At 70.4% G+C, this 15,998-nt stretch carries 13 protein-coding genes; 3 read left to right on the plus strand and 10 right to left on the minus strand.

Features of this window, described 5'->3' with window-relative positions; translation table 11 throughout:
* Nucleotides 1-4: 4 nt before the first annotated feature.
* From ACWIFB_RS08415 to ACWIFB_RS08445, 7 genes are read right to left on the minus strand one after another with little or no spacing between them, the layout of a single operon-like run.
* On the minus strand, nt 5-886 hold the full coding sequence (locus ACWIFB_RS08415) for an MlaE family ABC transporter permease (protein ID WP_452098224.1): 882 nt from the start codon (nt 884-886) through the stop codon (nt 5-7).
* Nucleotides 887-901: 15 nt separating this feature from the next.
* Nucleotides 902-1,711: an MlaE family ABC transporter permease gene (locus tag ACWIFB_RS08420; RefSeq protein ID WP_452098225.1), complete on the minus strand. Its 810-nt coding sequence runs from the start codon at nt 1,709-1,711 to the stop codon at nt 902-904.
* 15 nt (nt 1,712-1,726) lie between these two features.
* Entirely contained in the window at nt 1,727-3,316 is a 1,590-nt protein-coding gene (gene fadD5 / locus ACWIFB_RS08425; protein WP_454057973.1) for a fatty-acid--CoA ligase FadD5, read from the minus strand.
* 48 nt (nt 3,317-3,364) lie between these two features.
* Nucleotides 3,365-4,156 (minus strand): enoyl-CoA hydratase, encoded by a 792-nt coding sequence (locus ACWIFB_RS08430; protein ID WP_454057974.1) that lies wholly within the window; start codon nt 4,154-4,156, stop codon nt 3,365-3,367.
* Nucleotides 4,153-5,139, minus strand: coding sequence for an NAD(P)H-dependent flavin oxidoreductase (locus ACWIFB_RS08435; RefSeq protein ID WP_452098369.1), 987 nt, complete (start codon nt 5,137-5,139; stop codon nt 4,153-4,155). Before ACWIFB_RS08435 ends, ACWIFB_RS08430 begins: the two co-directional genes overlap by 4 nt.
* The gene (locus tag ACWIFB_RS08440; RefSeq protein WP_454057975.1) at nt 5,139-7,349 is read right to left on the minus strand and encodes a 3-hydroxyacyl-CoA dehydrogenase NAD-binding domain-containing protein; all 2,211 of its coding nucleotides are present in this window, start codon (nt 7,347-7,349) and stop codon (nt 5,139-5,141) included. Before ACWIFB_RS08440 ends, ACWIFB_RS08435 begins: the two co-directional genes overlap by 1 nt.
* Before the next feature lie 44 nt (nt 7,350-7,393).
* Nucleotides 7,394-8,611 carry an acetyl-CoA C-acetyltransferase gene (locus ACWIFB_RS08445; protein ID WP_452098229.1) on the minus strand — a complete coding sequence of 406 codons (1,218 nt, stop codon included), beginning with the start codon at nt 8,609-8,611 and terminating at the stop codon, nt 7,394-7,396.
* A gap of 166 nt (nt 8,612-8,777) precedes the next feature.
* Here ACWIFB_RS08445 and ACWIFB_RS08450 point away from each other — a divergent pair, with 166 nt between their 5' ends.
* Nucleotides 8,778-10,145 (plus strand): TetR/AcrR family transcriptional regulator, encoded by a 1,368-nt coding sequence (locus ACWIFB_RS08450; RefSeq protein ID WP_454057976.1) that lies wholly within the window; start codon nt 8,778-8,780, stop codon nt 10,143-10,145.
* A 200-nt stretch (nt 10,146-10,345) separates the two neighbouring features.
* Here the strand turns inward: ACWIFB_RS08450 and ACWIFB_RS08455 are convergent, their stop codons facing one another.
* The 3 genes from ACWIFB_RS08455 to ACWIFB_RS08465 are packed head-to-tail and all read right to left on the minus strand — an operon-like array spanning nt 10,346 to nt 14,206.
* Complete coding sequence (locus ACWIFB_RS08455; protein ID WP_454057977.1) at nt 10,346-11,563, minus strand: oxygenase MpaB family protein; 1,218 nt, start codon at nt 11,561-11,563, stop codon at nt 10,346-10,348.
* Entirely contained in the window at nt 11,560-12,702 is a 1,143-nt protein-coding gene (locus tag ACWIFB_RS08460) for an oxygenase MpaB family protein (protein WP_454057978.1), read from the minus strand. The genes ACWIFB_RS08455 and ACWIFB_RS08460 overlap by 4 nt, the downstream gene beginning before the upstream one ends.
* 7 nt (nt 12,703-12,709) lie before the next feature.
* Nucleotides 12,710-14,206 carry an aldehyde dehydrogenase family protein gene (locus tag ACWIFB_RS08465; protein ID WP_454057979.1) on the minus strand — a complete coding sequence of 499 codons (1,497 nt, stop codon included), beginning with the start codon at nt 14,204-14,206 and terminating at the stop codon, nt 12,710-12,712.
* 113 nt (nt 14,207-14,319) lie between these two features.
* On the opposite strand from ACWIFB_RS08465, the gene ACWIFB_RS08470 reads away from it, so the two are divergent.
* Together ACWIFB_RS08470 and ACWIFB_RS08475 are read left to right on the plus strand one after the other, a co-directional pair.
* Nucleotides 14,320-15,462, plus strand: a complete 1,143-nt coding sequence (locus ACWIFB_RS08470; RefSeq protein WP_454057980.1) for an acyl-CoA dehydrogenase family protein — start codon at nt 14,320-14,322, stop codon at nt 15,460-15,462.
* Nucleotides 15,459-15,938, plus strand: coding sequence for a GXWXG domain-containing protein (locus tag ACWIFB_RS08475; RefSeq protein ID WP_452098233.1), 480 nt, complete (start codon nt 15,459-15,461; stop codon nt 15,936-15,938). The genes ACWIFB_RS08470 and ACWIFB_RS08475 overlap by 4 nt, the downstream gene beginning before the upstream one ends.
* Nucleotides 15,939-15,998 lie beyond the last annotated feature (60 nt).

A 15,998-nucleotide genomic window follows, 5' to 3' on the forward strand; every position in this document is an offset into this window, starting at 1 on the left:
CGCCTCACGTGATCCCCAGCGCCGGCACCTCGGGCACCAGGCCCCAGAGCGCGAAGGTCAGGACGATGTCGAGGAAGCCGATCGCCAGGATGGACGTCCGCAGCGCCCGTCCCGCCGCGCGGCCGACCCCCTCCGGACCGCCCGTGGCGTAGTAGCCGTAGCTGCAGTGCACCAGCACGATCACCGCCGCGAACACCACCGCCTTGACGAGCGAATAGAGCACGTCCTCGGGGCCGAGCGTGATGTTGAAGAAGTGGTCGTACGTGCCGGCCGAGCCGCCGTTGACGTAGACGACCACCACCCGGGTCGCGATGTAGGTGGCGACCAGGCCGATCGCGTACAGCGGCACGATGCAGATCATCGTGGCGATCAGGCGCGTGCCCGCCAGATACGGGATCGTGGGCACGGACATGGAGTCGAGCGCGTCGATCTCATCCGAGATCCGCATCGAGCCGAGTCTCGCGGTGAAGCCCGTGCCGACCTTCGCCGCGAGCGCGATCGAGGCCACCACCGGCGCGAGCTCGCGCGTGTTGGCCATCGCCGAGAGCATCCCCGACAGGGTGGTCATGCCGATCAGGTCGAGGCCGCGGTAGGTCTCGACGCCGACCATGATCGCCGCGACCGCCGACATCGCCAGCACGATCCCCACCGTGCCGCCGCCCGCGACCAGCGACTTGGAACCGAAGCCCACGTCCACGACCTCGCGGACAACCTGACCGCGGTAACGCACGAGCGCCGTGGGCAGGGACACCAGGACCTTGCCCGCGAACGTCACATGCCGGCCGACCTCGGCCATCGCCGTGCCGACACGGCCCACGCGCCCGGCGACGCGCGTCGCGCGTGCACGCTGCCACGCCGTGGTCTGCGCTACCCCGAATCCCCCCATGGCCCCCGCGCCCCTCTAGTACTTTCCGACCGAGGGCACCACGAGACCGTAGACCGCGGAGAAGACCGTGTTGATGACGAAGACCGTGACGAACGCCAGCACGACCGTCTCGTTGACCGCGTCCGCGACACCACTCGAGCCCCCGCTCGCGTGCAGCCCCTTGAACGTGGCGATGAGTGCGGAGACGATCGCGAAGGCGATCGACTTGATCATCGCCATCCACAGATCGGACGGTCGGCCGTACGCGCTCAACGTCTGTAGGAACGCGCCGGCCGACTCCCCCTGGCCGTACACCTGGTAGATCAGGCAGGCGACCACGCCCATGGCGGTGACCAACGCACACATCACCACCGCCACCAGGATCGTGGCGATCACCCGCGGCACGACCAGCCGCTCCACCACGTCGAGTCCCATGACCTCCATCGCCTCGACCTCCTCGCGGATGGTCCGCGACCCCAGGTCCGCGCAGATCGCCGAGCCCCCGACCCCGGCGAGCATGAGCGCACACACCAGGGCCGAGGCCTGGCCCACCACCACGAACGCCACCACGGCCCCCGCATAGCCGGCCGCCCCCAGTCGGCCGGCCATCTCCCCCACCGACACCGCGACGAGCACGCCCACCGGCAGCATGAGCAGCAGTGCCGGGATCGAGCAGACGCGCGCGATGAACAGTGCCTGGTCACGGGTCTCGGTCAACGAGAGCCGTCCGCGCGCCACCGTCTTCACGCACGCCAGCAGCGTGAACACCGAGAACCCGACGAGCGAGCCGACCTGGCCCGACAGGTCGGTGACCGGGCCGCGGCCGGTGGGCAGGTGGAAGGTCATGGGTCTACAGCCGGGTCAGACGCCGACGGTGCCGTGATCGGACCGGAGCGTGCCCTTGACGACCTTGCCGCTGGCGTTGCGGGGCAGCTCGTCGATGACCACCAGGTGCTTGGGGAGCTTGAAGCCGGCGAGCTTGTCGCGCAGCCACTCGGTGAGCTCCTCCAGTCGCAGGTCCGGGCCCTCCGAGTCGTTGAGCGCGACCACCGCGACCGGGACCTCGCCCCACTTGTCGTCCTTGCGGCCGATCACGGCGACCTCACGGATGCGCTCGTGGCCGGCGATGACGTTCTCCACCTCGGCGCAGTAGATGTTCTCACCGCCGGAGATCAGCATGTCCTTCTTGCGGTCCACCACGTAGACGAAGCCCTCGGGGTCCATGCGGACCAGGTCGCCGGAGTGGAACCAGCCGCCGTCGAAGGCCTCGGCGGTCTCGGACGGCTTGTTCCAGTAGCCGGACATGGTGGTGGGGCCGCGGTAGACGATCTCCCCGACCTCGCCGGGGGCGACGGGCTCACCGAAGCCGTCGACGACCCGGGCCTGGATCGTGGGGATGACCTTGCCGACGGAGCCGAGTTTGCGGATCGCGTCGTCGCCGTCGAGGGCGCAGGTGATGGGGCTCATCTCGGTCTGGCCGAAGACAGCGCAGTTGAGGGCGTCCGGGAACGTCTCCGACATCGCGCGCAGGATCGTGTCGGTCGACGGCGCGGCGCCCCAGGAGATGTTGCGCAAGACCAGGTTCCTCGGGCGGGCCTGCTGCTCGGCGCAGACGGCCTGCCACTGCACCGGCACCAGGAAGATGCTGGTGATCTGCTCCGCCTCGAGTGTGTCGAGGAGTGCGGCCGGGTCGAACGCCTGCAGCGGGTGGATCACGGTGGTCCCGCCGAGCTGGAGACTCGGGGCGATCGAGCCGAGCGCCGCGATGTGGAACATCGGGGCGGCGCACAGCGCCCGCCCCTCCTCGTCGAAGAGACGGAACACGCGGATGCACGTGAGCGCCTGGGCCGTCATGTTCTCGTAGGAGAGCATCGCGCCCTTGGGTCGGCCCGTGGTGCCGGAGGTGTACATGATCAGCGAGGTCGCGTCCTCGGGGACGTCGACCGGCTCGTGGGGCGCGCCCTCCTCGGCGATCGCGTCCGCGTAGGTGGTCTGGGCGTCCACACCGCGCTCGCCCCCGATCACGATGTGCTCACCCGGCTCCTCGCCCTGGGCGCGGATGGCGCCGACCAGCGGGGCGAGCATGGCGTCGGTGACGACGACCTTCGGCGTGCAGTCGCTGACCAGGTAGGCGAGCTCGCCCGGGGTGAGCCGGAAGTTCACCGGCACCGCGATGGCGCCGAGTTCGTTGATGCCCAGAACCGCCTCGATGAACTCGGGGTTGTTGAGCGTGATGAGCATGACCCGGTCGCCCTTGCCGACCCCGCGTCGCGCGAGCGCGTCGGCGAAGCGACCGCTGCGCTCGTCCAGCTGCTTCCACGTGGTGGTCTGGCCCACGAACCGCAGGGCCTCCCCGTCGGGGTTCATCTCGGCGTGGGTGCCCACCCACGTGTTCCAGGTGTTGCGCCGGGCGGCGTGGAGGTCCGCGATGGGGTCCGTGGCGGTGGTCATGGTCTCGGCCTTTCGTCGGTGCGGTGGGAGGGCGGAACGGTCGTGCGGTCAGGAGAAGTCGGGGCGTCGTTTCTCGAGGATCGAGGAGACGCCCTCGGCGAAGTCGGCGGACACCAGCAGCTCGCACTGGCCCTCGTGCTCGCGGGCCAGTGCGGCGTCGAGCTCGGCCAGGGTCGCGCCGGTGACGGACCGCTTGGTCAGCTCCAGGGCACGGCGCGGGCCGCGGGCCAGGCGGCGGGCGACCTTGGTGGCCGCGGCGCGCAGGTCCGCGGCGGGCAGCACCTCGACGGCCAGCCCGACGTCTTTCGCCTCCGCCGCCGACACGGCGTCGCCGCGCAGGAGCATCCGGGAGGCGACCGCCCGGCCGACCGACGCCGGCAGGAGCACGCTCGCACCGCCGTCGGGCATCAGGCCGATGTTGGTGAACGCCAGCAGCAGGTAGGCGTCGTCCGCCATGAGCATCAGGTCCGAGGCCAACGCGAGTGAGACCCCGACGCCGGCCGCGGGGCCGTTGACCGCCGCGATCACCGGCACCGGCGCGGTCAGCACCGCCCGCACGAGTGCGGCGGCACTGTCCATGGTCACCTCGGGCGTGGGGGCGTCGGCGCCGGCCTCCTTGATGGCCTGCAGATCGGCGCCGGTGGTGAAGGCGGCGCCCTCGCCGGCCAAGATGATCACACGGGTCGCGGGATCCGAGGAGTGTTCGGTGATGAGTTCGGTCAGCGCGGTGACCGTGTGGTGGTCGAGCGCGTTCATGCGGTCGGGCCGGTTGATGCTGATGGTGACCACGCCCAGGTCGTCCCGCTCGACCTTGACGGCGTCGTGTCCGGTGACGGTCATCGCGCTGCCTCCGTGGCCTCGACCATCCCGGCCAGGCGGGAGGTGATGATCTCCTCGGCCTCGCTCATCATGCGGTCGACGAGTTCGGCCGCGGTGGGGATGTCGTCGATCAGGCCCTGGCATTGTCCGGCGGTCCAGATACCGGCGTCGAGATCGCCGTCCTCGAAGACCTTGCGCCCGCGGGCGCCGGCCACCAGGTGCTGAATGTCGGAGAACTCCGCACCCTCGGCCTCCTTGGCCACGACCTCTGCGGAGATCGCGTTGGCCGCCACTCGTGCGGTGTTGCGCAGCGTGCGGAAGATGAGCTTGGTGTCGAGCTCGGTGTTGGCGACGATCTGCTGTTTGACCGCCTCGTCGACCGGGGACTCGGCCGTGCACATGAACCGGGTGCCCATGTTGGCGCCGTCCGCGCCCAGGGCCAGCGCCGCGACCATCCCCCGGGCGTCGGCGATACCGCCGGAGGCCAGGATCGGGATGGTCAGCTTGGCCGCGGCGGCCGGGATGAGGACCAGGCCCGGCACGTCGTCCTCGCCGGGGTGGCCGGCGCACTCGAAGCCGTCGATCGACACCGCGTCCACGCCGAGCTGCTCGGCCTTGACCGCGTGCCGCACCGAGGTGCACTTGTGGATCACCTTGATGCCGGCCTCGTGGAACACCGGCAGGTGGTCCTTCGGATTGGATCCGGCGGTCTCGACGATCTTCACGCCCGATTCCACGATGGCCTGCCGGTACTCGGCGTAGGGCGGCGGAGTGATCGCGGGCAGGATCGTCAGGTTCACACCGAACGGCTGGTCGGTCATCTCCCGGCACCGGGCGATCTCGCGAACCAGGTCCTCCGGGGTGGGCTGCGTGAGCCCGGTGATGATGCCCAGCGCGCCGGCGTTGGACACCGCGGCCGCGAGCTCGGCGCGGCCGACCCACATCATCCCGCCCTGGACAATCGGATGACGGACCCCGAACTCCTCGGTGAAGCGGGTGCGGATCACGGCTGGACCTCCTCGTACGTGCCGCCGGAGGCGGCTTTGGAGCGCAGCGAGGCGGGCGGGGTGAACCGCTCGCCGTACCTCGCGGTGAGTTCCTCGGCGCGGGCGACGAATCCGGGCAGGCCGCCGGGGTACTGGTCCATGTAGCGGGCGACGCCGCCGGTCCAGCCAGGAAAACCGATGCCGAGGATCGAGCCGACGTTGGCGTCGGTCGTGGTCTCGAGCACGCCCTCGTCCAGGCACTTGACCGTCTCGATCGCCTCGGCGAACAGCATGCGGTCGATCGCGTCCTGCAGCGGAATCTCGGCGTCGCCGCCGAACGCCTCGGCCAGACCTGGCCACAGTCCGGCGCGCTTGCCGTCGGAGTACTCGTAGAACCCGGCCCCGGACGAGCGGCCCTTGCGGTCGTACTCGTCGATCATCCGGTCGAGCACCTGGTCGGCAGGGTGGGCCGGAAGCGGTGTGCCCTCGGCCTCGGCGGCCTGCCGGGTCTCGTCCCGGATCTTGCGGGGCAGGGTCAGGGTGAGCTCGTCCATCAGGGCCAGGACGGGTGCCGGGTAGCCGGCCTGCGAGGAGGCCTGCTCGATGGTGGAGGCGGGAACGCCCTCGGCCAGCAGCGCCATGCCCTCGCCTGTGAAGGTGCCGATCACGCGGGAGGTGAAGAAGCCACGCGAGTCGTTGACGACGATCGGGGTCTTGGAGATCGCGGCGACCAGGGCCAGGGCCCGCCCGAGGGTGTCCTCGGAAGTCTCGGCGCCCTTGATGATCTCGACCAGCGGCATCTTGTCGACGGGTGAGAAGAAGTGCAGTCCGATGAAGTCGGCCGGCCGGTCCACGCCCTTCGCGAGCAGGGTGATGGGCAGGGTCGAGGTGTTCGAGCACAGGAGCGCGTCCGGCGCGATGTGCGGTGCGATCTCCGCGAACACCTGCTCCTTGACCTTCGGGTCCTCGAACACCGCCTCGATCACGGCCTGCGCACCATCGGCCGCGGCCGGGTCGGTGGTGGGCGTGATGCGGGCCAGCAGGGCGTCGCCCTTGGCCTGCGCCTTCTCCCGGGCCTGTCCCTCGGCGGCGCGGGAGACCGTCTTGGCCACGAGCTTCTCGGAGTAGCCCTTACCGCGCTCGGCGGCGGACTGGTCGATGTCCTTGAGGACCACCTGGATGCCGGCCTTGGCGCACACGTAGGCGATCGCGGCGCCCATCATGCCCGCGCCCAACACCACGACCTTGTCGATGGGCGCACGGTCGGCAGAGCCGTATTTCTTGGCCAGGCCGTTGGCCTTCTGCAGGTCGAAGAAGAACGCCCGGATCATGTTCTTGGCGGTCTGCCCGGTGGCCAGCTCGGCGAAGTAGCGGGCCTCGACCTTGGACGCGGTGTCGAAATCCAGGCCGGCACCCTCGACGGCCGCCGACATGATGGCCACCGGCGCGGGGTACGGCGCGCCCTTGAGCTGCTTACGCAGCATCGCCGGGAAGGCGGGCAGGTTGGCCGCGAGCGCCGGGCTCGACGGAGTTCCGCCGGGCATGCGGTAACCCTTGCGGTCCCAGGGCTGGGTCGCGGCCTCCGCATCGTCTGCGTTGGCGGCGATCCACGCCTTGGCGGCCGGCACCAGATCCCCGGGGCCCGCGACGAGCTCGTCGACCAGGCCCATCTCCAAGGCCTGGCCGGGCCGCATGCGCTTGCCCTCCAGCAGAACTCCCATGAGCGCATTGGCCACGCCCAGCATGCGGACGGTGCGGACGATCCCGCCGCCGCCGGGCAGCAGGCCCAGGCCCACCTCGGGCAGGCCGAGCTGCACGGCCGGGGAGTCCACGACGATGCGGTGGTGCGCGGCCAGCGCGATCTCCAGGCCCCCGCCCAACGCGGCGCCGTTGATGGCGGCCACCACCGGCTTGCCCAGGGTCTCCAGGCGCCGAAGCGGGGCCTTGGCCCGCTCGACGGTCTCGATCGCCGCGTCCGCGCCGTCAGCGGGGATCGACAGGATGTCGCCGAGGTCGCCCCCGGCGAAGAAGGTCTTCTTGGCCGAGGTGAGCACGACCCCGGTGATGTCGTCGGACTCGGACTCGAGTCGGTCGACGGCGGCCTCCATGGAGGCCAGGTAGTCGGCGTTCATGGTGTTGGCGCTCTGGTCCGGGTCGTCCATGGTCAGGACGACGACGCCATCGGCGTCGCGCTCATACTGGATGGTGTTGGTGAAATCGCTGCTCATGAGAGGTTTTCTCGTCCTTGTCAGGTATGCGGCCGGCGCGGGGTCTAGAGACGTTCGATGACAGTGGCGATGCCCATACCGGCGCCCACGCACAGGGTCGCCAGGGCGTAACGGGCATCGCGGCGTTCGAGCTCGTCCAGCGCGGTGCCGAGGATCATCGCGCCAGTGGCGCCGAGCGGGTGGCCCATGGCGATCGCGCCGCCGTTGACGTTGATCTTCTCCATCGGGACATCGAGGTCCTTGGCGAACTTCATCGGGACCGCGGCGAACGCCTCGTTGACCTCGAACAGGTCGATGTCGTCGATCGTCAGACCCGCCTTGGCCAACGCCTTGCGCGCGGCCGGCGTCGGCCCGGTCAGCATGATGGTCGGCTCCGAGCCGATCACGGCCGCCGAGATGATCCGGGCGCGCGGGGTCAGGCCGTTGCGCTCGCCGGCGGCGGCGTTGCCGATCAGCATCGCCGTGGCGCCGTCGACGATGCCCGACGAGTTACCGGCGTGGTGGACGTGGTCGATCTTCTCCACCGCGTGGTACTTCTGCAGCGCCACGGCGTCGAACCCCGCCTGCTCACCGAGCGCGGCGAACGAGGGCTTCAGGGACGCCAGGTCGTCCGCGGTGGTACCGCGGCGGATGTGCTCGTCATGGTCGAGCATGACCTGCCCGGCCAGGTCCACCACGGGGATCACCGAGCGCGCGAACCGGCCGTCGTCCCAGGCCGCGGAGGCGAGCTCCTGCGAGCGGGCGGCGAACTCGTCCACGTCACGGCGGCCGAAACCCTCGATCGTGGCGATCAAGTCGGCGCCGATGCCCTGCGGGACGAACGACGTGGAGTAGTTGACGCGCGGGTTCTGCGCCCACGCGCCACCGTCGGAACCCATCGGCACGCGCGACATCGACTCGACGCCGCCGGCGATCACCAGGTCCTCCCAACCGGCGCGGACCTTCTGCGCGGCCAGGTTGACCGCCTCCAGGCCCGAGGCACAGAAGCGGTTCTCCTGGACGCCGGCCACGGTCTCCGGCAGCCCGGCGGCGATCGCCGCGATCCGCGGCAGCACCGCACCCTGCTCACCGACCGGGCCGACGATGCCCATGACCACGTCCTCGATCTGCGCCGGATCAAGGCTGGCGTTGCGCTCCACCAGGGACTGCAGCACTCCGACCGCGAGATCGATCGGCGCGACGCTGTGGAGCGAACCGCTGGACTTGCCCCGTCCGCGGGGCGTGCGCACCGCGTCGTAGATGAAGGCCTCGGGCACTGACATGGGTGGGAGTTCCCTTCCGCGTTTGCTTGTGGAATTAACTGTCGCCGGAGCACCGACTACGTAGATTCGATCACATATATCTGTGAATTGGGGTTTACTATGGCCACTGTAACCGCTGTTGTCAAGATCACACCCCGCTTCCGACCAACCCGAGAGCCGAGCCTTCGTGACCTCCTCGCCCACGCATCCCGAGACGCCGATCGCGTCGCTCTGTGCGCCCGATGAGGGCTCTCGACGTGCGGATATAGCGCTGGTGGCTGCCGACGAGTTCACCCGTCGCGGGTATCACTCCACGCGGGTCGAGCACATCGCCGAGCGACTCGCGGTCACTCCCGGCGCGCTCTACCGGCACGTGCCGGGGAAGTACGAGATGTTCCGCGATGCCGTCGCCACCCTGGCCCTGGCACTCGAGGCGGCCTCCGAATCCACGGTCGCGGCAGCCGTATCCGGCCCCGACACGCCACCGACCCTCGAGGAGATGGTCGCGTCCATCACGCGCACCACGCTGGGCCACCGGTCGCGGGCGGCGCTGTATCGCTGGCAGGGGCGCTACCTCACGCCCGAGGATCGCGCCGCGGTGCTCGAGGTCGACGCCCACGTGCGGCGCCGGCTCGCCGACGCCGTTCGGGGACGACGACGAGACGGCCACCCGGCCGGCTCGAGCTCGGCAGCTGCGGCGATCCTCTCGTGTATCGCCTCGCTCGGCCATCATCGGATCGAGCTGGCCGACGCCGACGCGGTCGCGCTCATGACCTCGATCGCCGACGACCTCGCGACGGTGGCCCCGCCGCAGCGCCCCGGCAGCAACGGGGGCGGCAGTGCCAGCACCCGCAGCACCAGCGGCGGCAGCAGCGGGAGCAGCGGCGGGAGCAGCGGTCTGCGCTCCAGCAGCGGCAGCGGCGGGAGCACCGGTCTGCGCTCCGGCGGCGGCAGTGTCCCTCGTCTTCGCGGGGGCGCGGCGACCCGCGAAGGTGCCATCACCGCCGCGATCGCCAGGTTCCATTCGTCGGGCTACGACAGTGTGTCGATGGAGTCGATCGGCGCCGATGTCGGCGTCGCCGCGTCCGCGCTCTACCGACATTTCCCCGGTAAGTCGGCGCTGTTGACCGCTGCCGTGAACCGGACCGCCACGCTGGTGGAGGGGCTGCTGGACAGTCACGCCGCGCTGAACAGTGCCGAGACCGACCCCGCCGACGCCCTCACCGACATGCTCGACGCGTACGTGTCGATCGCGTTCTCCCACGGGCCCGACCTGATGCTCTACCACTCGGAGCTGGGGGCGATCGACGCCGAGGACCGGCATCAACTGCGCCGCTCCCAACGTCGGCAGCTCGACCGGTGGGCGCGGCTCGTCCGCGACGCGGGGACACCCGGCAGCAGCGTCCCGGTGGATGCGCGTGACGACGCGACGGCCCGCGTGCGGGTCCACGCGGCCCTCGCGGTGGTGCTCGACGGCGGCCAGGGAACCGGTTTCGATCCGGCTGCCGCACCACGATTCGGCCAACTCGCCGGAACCGTGCTCCTCCCCCGTTGATCACCCACGCCGAACTCCTGACCGGCGCAACGAGAAGAGGGTTCCGCACACCATTCTCTCGGACGTCGTGTGCGGAACCCTCTTGTCGATGTGACCGCCGGGCCGGCGGCCGGGCCGGCGGCCGGGGCGGCGGCCGGGGCGGCTTCGGACCGAAGCCTGCTTCTCACCGGCAGCGGCGCGCCACGCCGGCCGACGGGCGATCAGGCGAGGGGCGTGACGGCCCCGCGTGAGTAGCGGGTGATCTGCCGGCGGATCCGGTGGTAGCCGCGGCGCTCCAGGGCATGCCGCGCCTTCGGCGACACCAGCGCGGCCCCGTGGGCGGCCAGGTTGGCCGGGATGAGCAGCGCCGGATACCACGGCACGGCCGGCCGCTGCCCCAACTCACGCATCCCGGCGGGGCCGTTGAGGTAGGTCGCCGTGGCCCGGTGGCGGGCCACGTCCAGCCGCCGACGAAGCGTCGGCAGGCGCGGGAAATCCGTGTGCCCGTACGAGTCCAGCAGCGCCCGGCCCAGGATCACCGAGTTCTGGTCGGGCGGCGGGGACGTGCGCAGGAAGTGGTACATGTCCCGCAACGCACGCCGGGGAGTGTCATGCAGGAAGTCCTCATCGACCCCCATGACCCACCCCATCCAGCGCCACAGGTGCAGGACCGCGCGGGCGTCGGACGGCGTGTGCGGGATGCCCAGCACGAGCGTGCCCAGCAGGAACGTGGCTGAGAACAGACCGTTGGTGGCCGCCATGTCGGCCTGGTTGATGGGCTGGCCCTTGGCCGCCACGTCCCATCCCTTGTCGAGCATCGCCCGATTGACGCGCGCGTGCATGAGACGCACGTGCACGGTGGTCTCCCAGCCGGGACTGCCCGGCCGCCAGCCGTCGGGCGCCGCGACCGCGTGCCACCAGGCCATGGTCTCTGCGACCCGCTTCGCGGTGCCCTCCCCCGTGAGGCGTCCCGTCGAGGCGAGCACCTCGGTGGTCGCCGCCGGCCGGTAGCCGCCCAGCAAGGCCAGGTCGCCCAGCACGTCCTGACCGGTCAGCCCGGCCCGGAGGCAGACCCGAGCCCCCCGGTCGGCGAGCTCGGGGTCCAGCCAGTCCGGCAGCTCGGTGACCGCGCGCACGAAGACCGCGACCTCGTCCGGCTCCCCCGCCGGCGCCGCCTCGCCGGACACCGCCGCGTGCAGAGCCGCCCGCACCCGGGCCATCGTGGTGTCACCACGGGAGATCGACTCGAGCACCGCATCGGCCACCGGATCACCGGAGCCCAGCGCCTCGGCGATCCGGGCCCGCTCGGCCGGCGTGGGCCCCGATCGCACGTCGGCGAACGGCCGGAGCAGCAGCGCCGCCCGGGCGCCCCACCGCTCGTCGGCGGCGAACCGGTCCGGAGCACCGAGCGGCCGGGCCGGCGCCGCGTCCGTGGTCACGCCACCTCCCCCTCGGGCGCTCCTCCCCCGGATCCGTCCACCGAAGTATCCTTTCGGTCGGCCGCCATCCCGTGGGGGACCGGGCAACCGCCGCCCGCCATCCGATCCCGGGGAGTGATGGGGTGCGCCCCGAGGTCCGCGGGCCGGTATCCGGTCGGGTAGCCGGGATAGGTCCGGTTCTCCGTGCCCTCCGTGCCGTACGCCTTACGGCGGACCGGGAACCAGCGGACGACGCGCGACCGCAGGCGGATCGCCGAGTAGGCGGCCCCGCGTACCCGCGGAGCCGGGGCCGGGAAGCCGAAGGCCCGCGCCATGTCGTCATCGATGAGCGACTGCACGGCCTTGCGGACCAGGGGCCGCACCGATTGCGGATACCACGCGCACATGAGGTCGAGCGTGTAGTTGCCTATCTCGTTGTTGGTGTCCGCGTAGCGGAACACCCGGGCCTCGTAGGCGTCCCGCCAGCGCCGGAACTCGCCCATGTCCTCCGGGATGTCGGCGATGTTCATCCGCTGCCCCACACCGCGATAGAAGTGAAACGCGGCGAGCCGCTCGTTCGGGTGCAGACGGCGCCAGCCGTTGGCGTCGATCCACTCGAGCGGCTCGTAGATGAACGTCGACAGCACGTACAGCATGTCGTCGTTCGTGATCTCGTACATCGCGTGCTGCCGGTTGATCACCCGCAGCGACTCCTTGCCGCGCGTCGAATCGACACCGTGCTCCACGAGTTCGGCCATGAGGAGCGCCGTGTCGTCGTATCGCTGCTGCGGAGCCTCCCGGAAGTTGCCCGCCCCGGCCAGCACCGCGGAGACGGACGGCACGCAGTACGTGCGGTACAGCGCCAGCTCGAGCGCCCGCTGGTAGTCCCACGGGAACTCGTACGCGGCGGTGATGCGGTGGATCTCGGCCGCGTCCGTCACCGGGTCGAGCGACGCGATGAGATCGCGCCAGTACCAGCGGCCCGGCTTGAACGGCACGCTGGCCGTGAGCGGATGCGCCCTGTCCGCGTCGGGGACCATGTCCACCGGGATCGGACCGAACACCCCGGGGACCGTCCGCTGCCGGGTGTCGGCCGACGACGGCGACGGCTTCGTCGTCGTCGACACATCCCCGGTCGTACCTGGCGTGGTCGCGGTCATGCCTGGATCACATCTTTCCCTGGACGTTGGTGAGCATCCACTTGACGATCTTGATGTCCCGCGGCTTGCGGGTCATCGTCATGAGATTGAGCGGGGCGGCGAACTTCTCGACCGTGATCGAGCGCGGGCGGGAGAACTCCCGCAACCCGTCGGCGCCGTGGATCCGGCCGAAGCCCGACTCGCCCGAGCCACCGAACGGCAGGGCCGCGATGCCGGCGAACGCGAGGAACGAGTTGATCGAGACCATGCCGGCATCGACCTTCTCCGCGAGTGCGAGTCCACGCTTGCGGTCCTTGGTGAAGATCGCGCTGCCCAGGCCGTAGTTGACGGCGTTGGCCTTCTCGACGGCCTCCTCCAGGTCGCCCACCTTGTTGATGGTCACGGTCGGGCCGAAGGTCTCCTCGGTGATGGCGGTCGAGTCCTCCGGCACGTCGACCAGCACGACCGGCTCGACGATCCGGTCGCCCACCGACTCCTCGCCACCGACCACGGCCCTGCCGCCGCGGGCGATCGCGTCCTTGACGTGGCGGCGGATGATGTCGACCTGCGAGGGCATGGTCATGGGACCGTAGCTCGAGCTGATCGAGGTGCCGGGCGACAGGGCGCGGACCTTCGCGGCGAACTTGTGGACGAACGCCTCGTGGACGTCCTCGTGCACGTAGATCCGCTCGACGCCGGCGCAGGTCTGGCCCGCGTTGCCCATGGCGCCGAAGACGGTCTGATCCACAGCGGCGTCGAGATTCGCGTCCTTGTCGATGAGTACCGCGTCCTTGCCGCCGCCCTCGATGACGACCGGGGTGAGGGTCTCGGCGCACGCGGCCATGACCTTGCGGCCCGTCGCGGCGGAACCGGTGAAGGCCAGCTTGTCGACGCCCGCCCTGCACAGTGCGGCGCCGGTCGAGCCGTCACCGGTGATGGTCTGGATGAGCGGCTGGGAGGCGCCGAGAGAATCCCAGACCTCGGCGAGCCACACGCCGACACCCGGCGTGAACTCGCTGGGCTTGAACACGACCGCGTTACCGGCGGCCATGGCGTAGGACAGCGTGCCCATCGGGGTGAAGACCGGGTAATTCCACGGGCCGATCGCCCCCACCACGCCGAACGGCTGGTACTCGACGTACGCGGACTGGTTGCTCATGAGCAGACCGGCCGAGACGGAGCGACGACGAAGGACCTTGTTGGCGTTCTTGGCGGCCCACTCCAGGTGGCCGACCGCGAGCAACACCTCGAGGGTCGCGTCCTCGTCCGGCTTCCCGGTCTCGGCGGAGATCAGCGCGGCCAGCTCGGCCGCGCGAGAGGAGATCGCACGCTTGTACTCCAGCAACCATTCTCGCCGACCACGCGGCCCCTGCGTCGCCCACCACGCGGCGGCGGCGCGGGCTCGCTCCACGGCGAGGGCGACCTCCTCCGGGCCGGCGATCGGGTATTCCGCGAGGACCGTGCCGTCGCGCGGGTCCAGGCTGGCGAAGGTGGGGCCGGTCTTGCTCGGCTCGGTGGTGGTCATCGGAAGCCTCCCGATTCAGATCACATATATTTGATGTAGCGTACGGTGATACCGGCCACAGTAGTCGACTGCGACCGTTCCCGACACCCCTACAGCAAGGAAAGAGGCTCGACGTGTTCGACATCCTTACCGAAGAGCAGCGTGACTTCGCCAAGTCGATCGACGACTTCTGTGCACGCGAGGTCGGCAGCGTCGAGAAGCGTGCCGAGCTGACCATGGAGGGCGGCACCCACTCTCCCGAGATCTACGCCAAGATGGCCGAACTCGGCTGGCTCGGCCTGACCATCCCCGAGGAGTACGGCGGCTCCGCCGCCGGCGCGGTCGAACTCTGCCTCCTCCTCGAGCACTCGCTCAAGGGCCTGGCCCCCATCGGCGGCATCGGCCCCACCCTGATCACCGCCGCCGCCTACGAGAAGTTCGGTAACGAAGAACAGCGCAAGCGCGCCCTCGAGCTCACCGTGGGCGGCGGCACCCTGTCGATCTCGATGTCCGAGCCCGGCGCCGGCTCCGACGTGGCCGCGCTGCGCTGCAAGGCCGAGCGCGACGGCGACGAGTGGGCGATCAACGGCCAGAAGACCTGGTGCTCCAACGCCCACTTCGCCGACCGCATCCTGCTGGTCGCCCGCACCGACTCGTCGGGCAGGAAGCACGAGGGAATCACGATGTTCGACGTGCCGGCCGACATCGAGGGCCTGCAGATCACCGGCATCGACACCATGGGCGGCAAGGAGGTCAACGACCTCTACTTCACCGACGTCCGCCTGCCGGCCGACGCGGTGGTCGGCGAGGTCGGCGGCGGCTGGCAGCAGCTCATGACCGGCCTCAACACCGAGCGCCTCATCCTGGCCGCCATGCAGCTCGGCGTGGCCCAGCGTGCGTTCGACGACTGCCTGAACTTCATCAAGGAGCGCGAGCAGTTCGGCCGCCCCGTCGGCTCCTTCCAGGTGATCCGCCACCGCATGGCCGACCTGGCCACCGAGATCGAGGCCACCCGCCTGCTCGTTTACGCGGTGGCCAGGAAGGTCGACGAGTCGGACCCCGACGCCCTCTTCCCGCGCGAGGCGTCCATGGTCAAGCTCAAGGCCACCGAGCTGAGCAAGCGCGTCACCCTCGAGTGCATGCAGTCGATGGGCGGCTACGGCTACGCCACCGAGTACGGCATGGAGCGTCTCGTCCGCCAGGCCGTGGTCTCGCCGATCTACGGAGGCACCAACGAGGTCCAGCGCGACATCATCGGAAAGACGTACGGCCTGTGAGCGCGGCCGAGCTCACCGAGATCCGCAACCTCGAGACCGTCCCCTCCGAGCGGGTCTCCGCCCTGTGGGACGCCCTCGAGCCGGCCCGCGTCGAGGAGATCGCCGGCAGCCGCTGGCGCGGCACCGGCCTGGACACCGGGCACCAGATGTTCAGCATGCTCGGCCAGATGCGCTGGTGGGGCAAGGACTTCACCGACGCACGCAAGGTCGACCCCATCCTCGTGACCGACGACTCCGGGGACGTCGTTCCCGATACGTCGGCGACAGGCGGCGGCGGGGCCTCGCTGTGGGAGGTCTCGTTCCGCGGACGGCCGACCGCCTCCATGGTGTACGACCGGCTGCCGGTGATCGACCACTTCGTCGTCGTCGACACCGACGCCTCCGGGCGACCCACCACCCTCCTGGCCGTGATGAACGGGCGCGGCACCGTCTCCGACGGCGAGCACTTCTGGTTTGTCCTCGACCGCGAGGGCTGAACCCGGGCGCGTGGTGCGGAGCACGGATGCGCGCTCCGCCCACCGCCCGCACAATGGGAC

The sequence above is a fragment of the Dietzia sp. NPDC055340 genome (assembly GCF_053645335.1).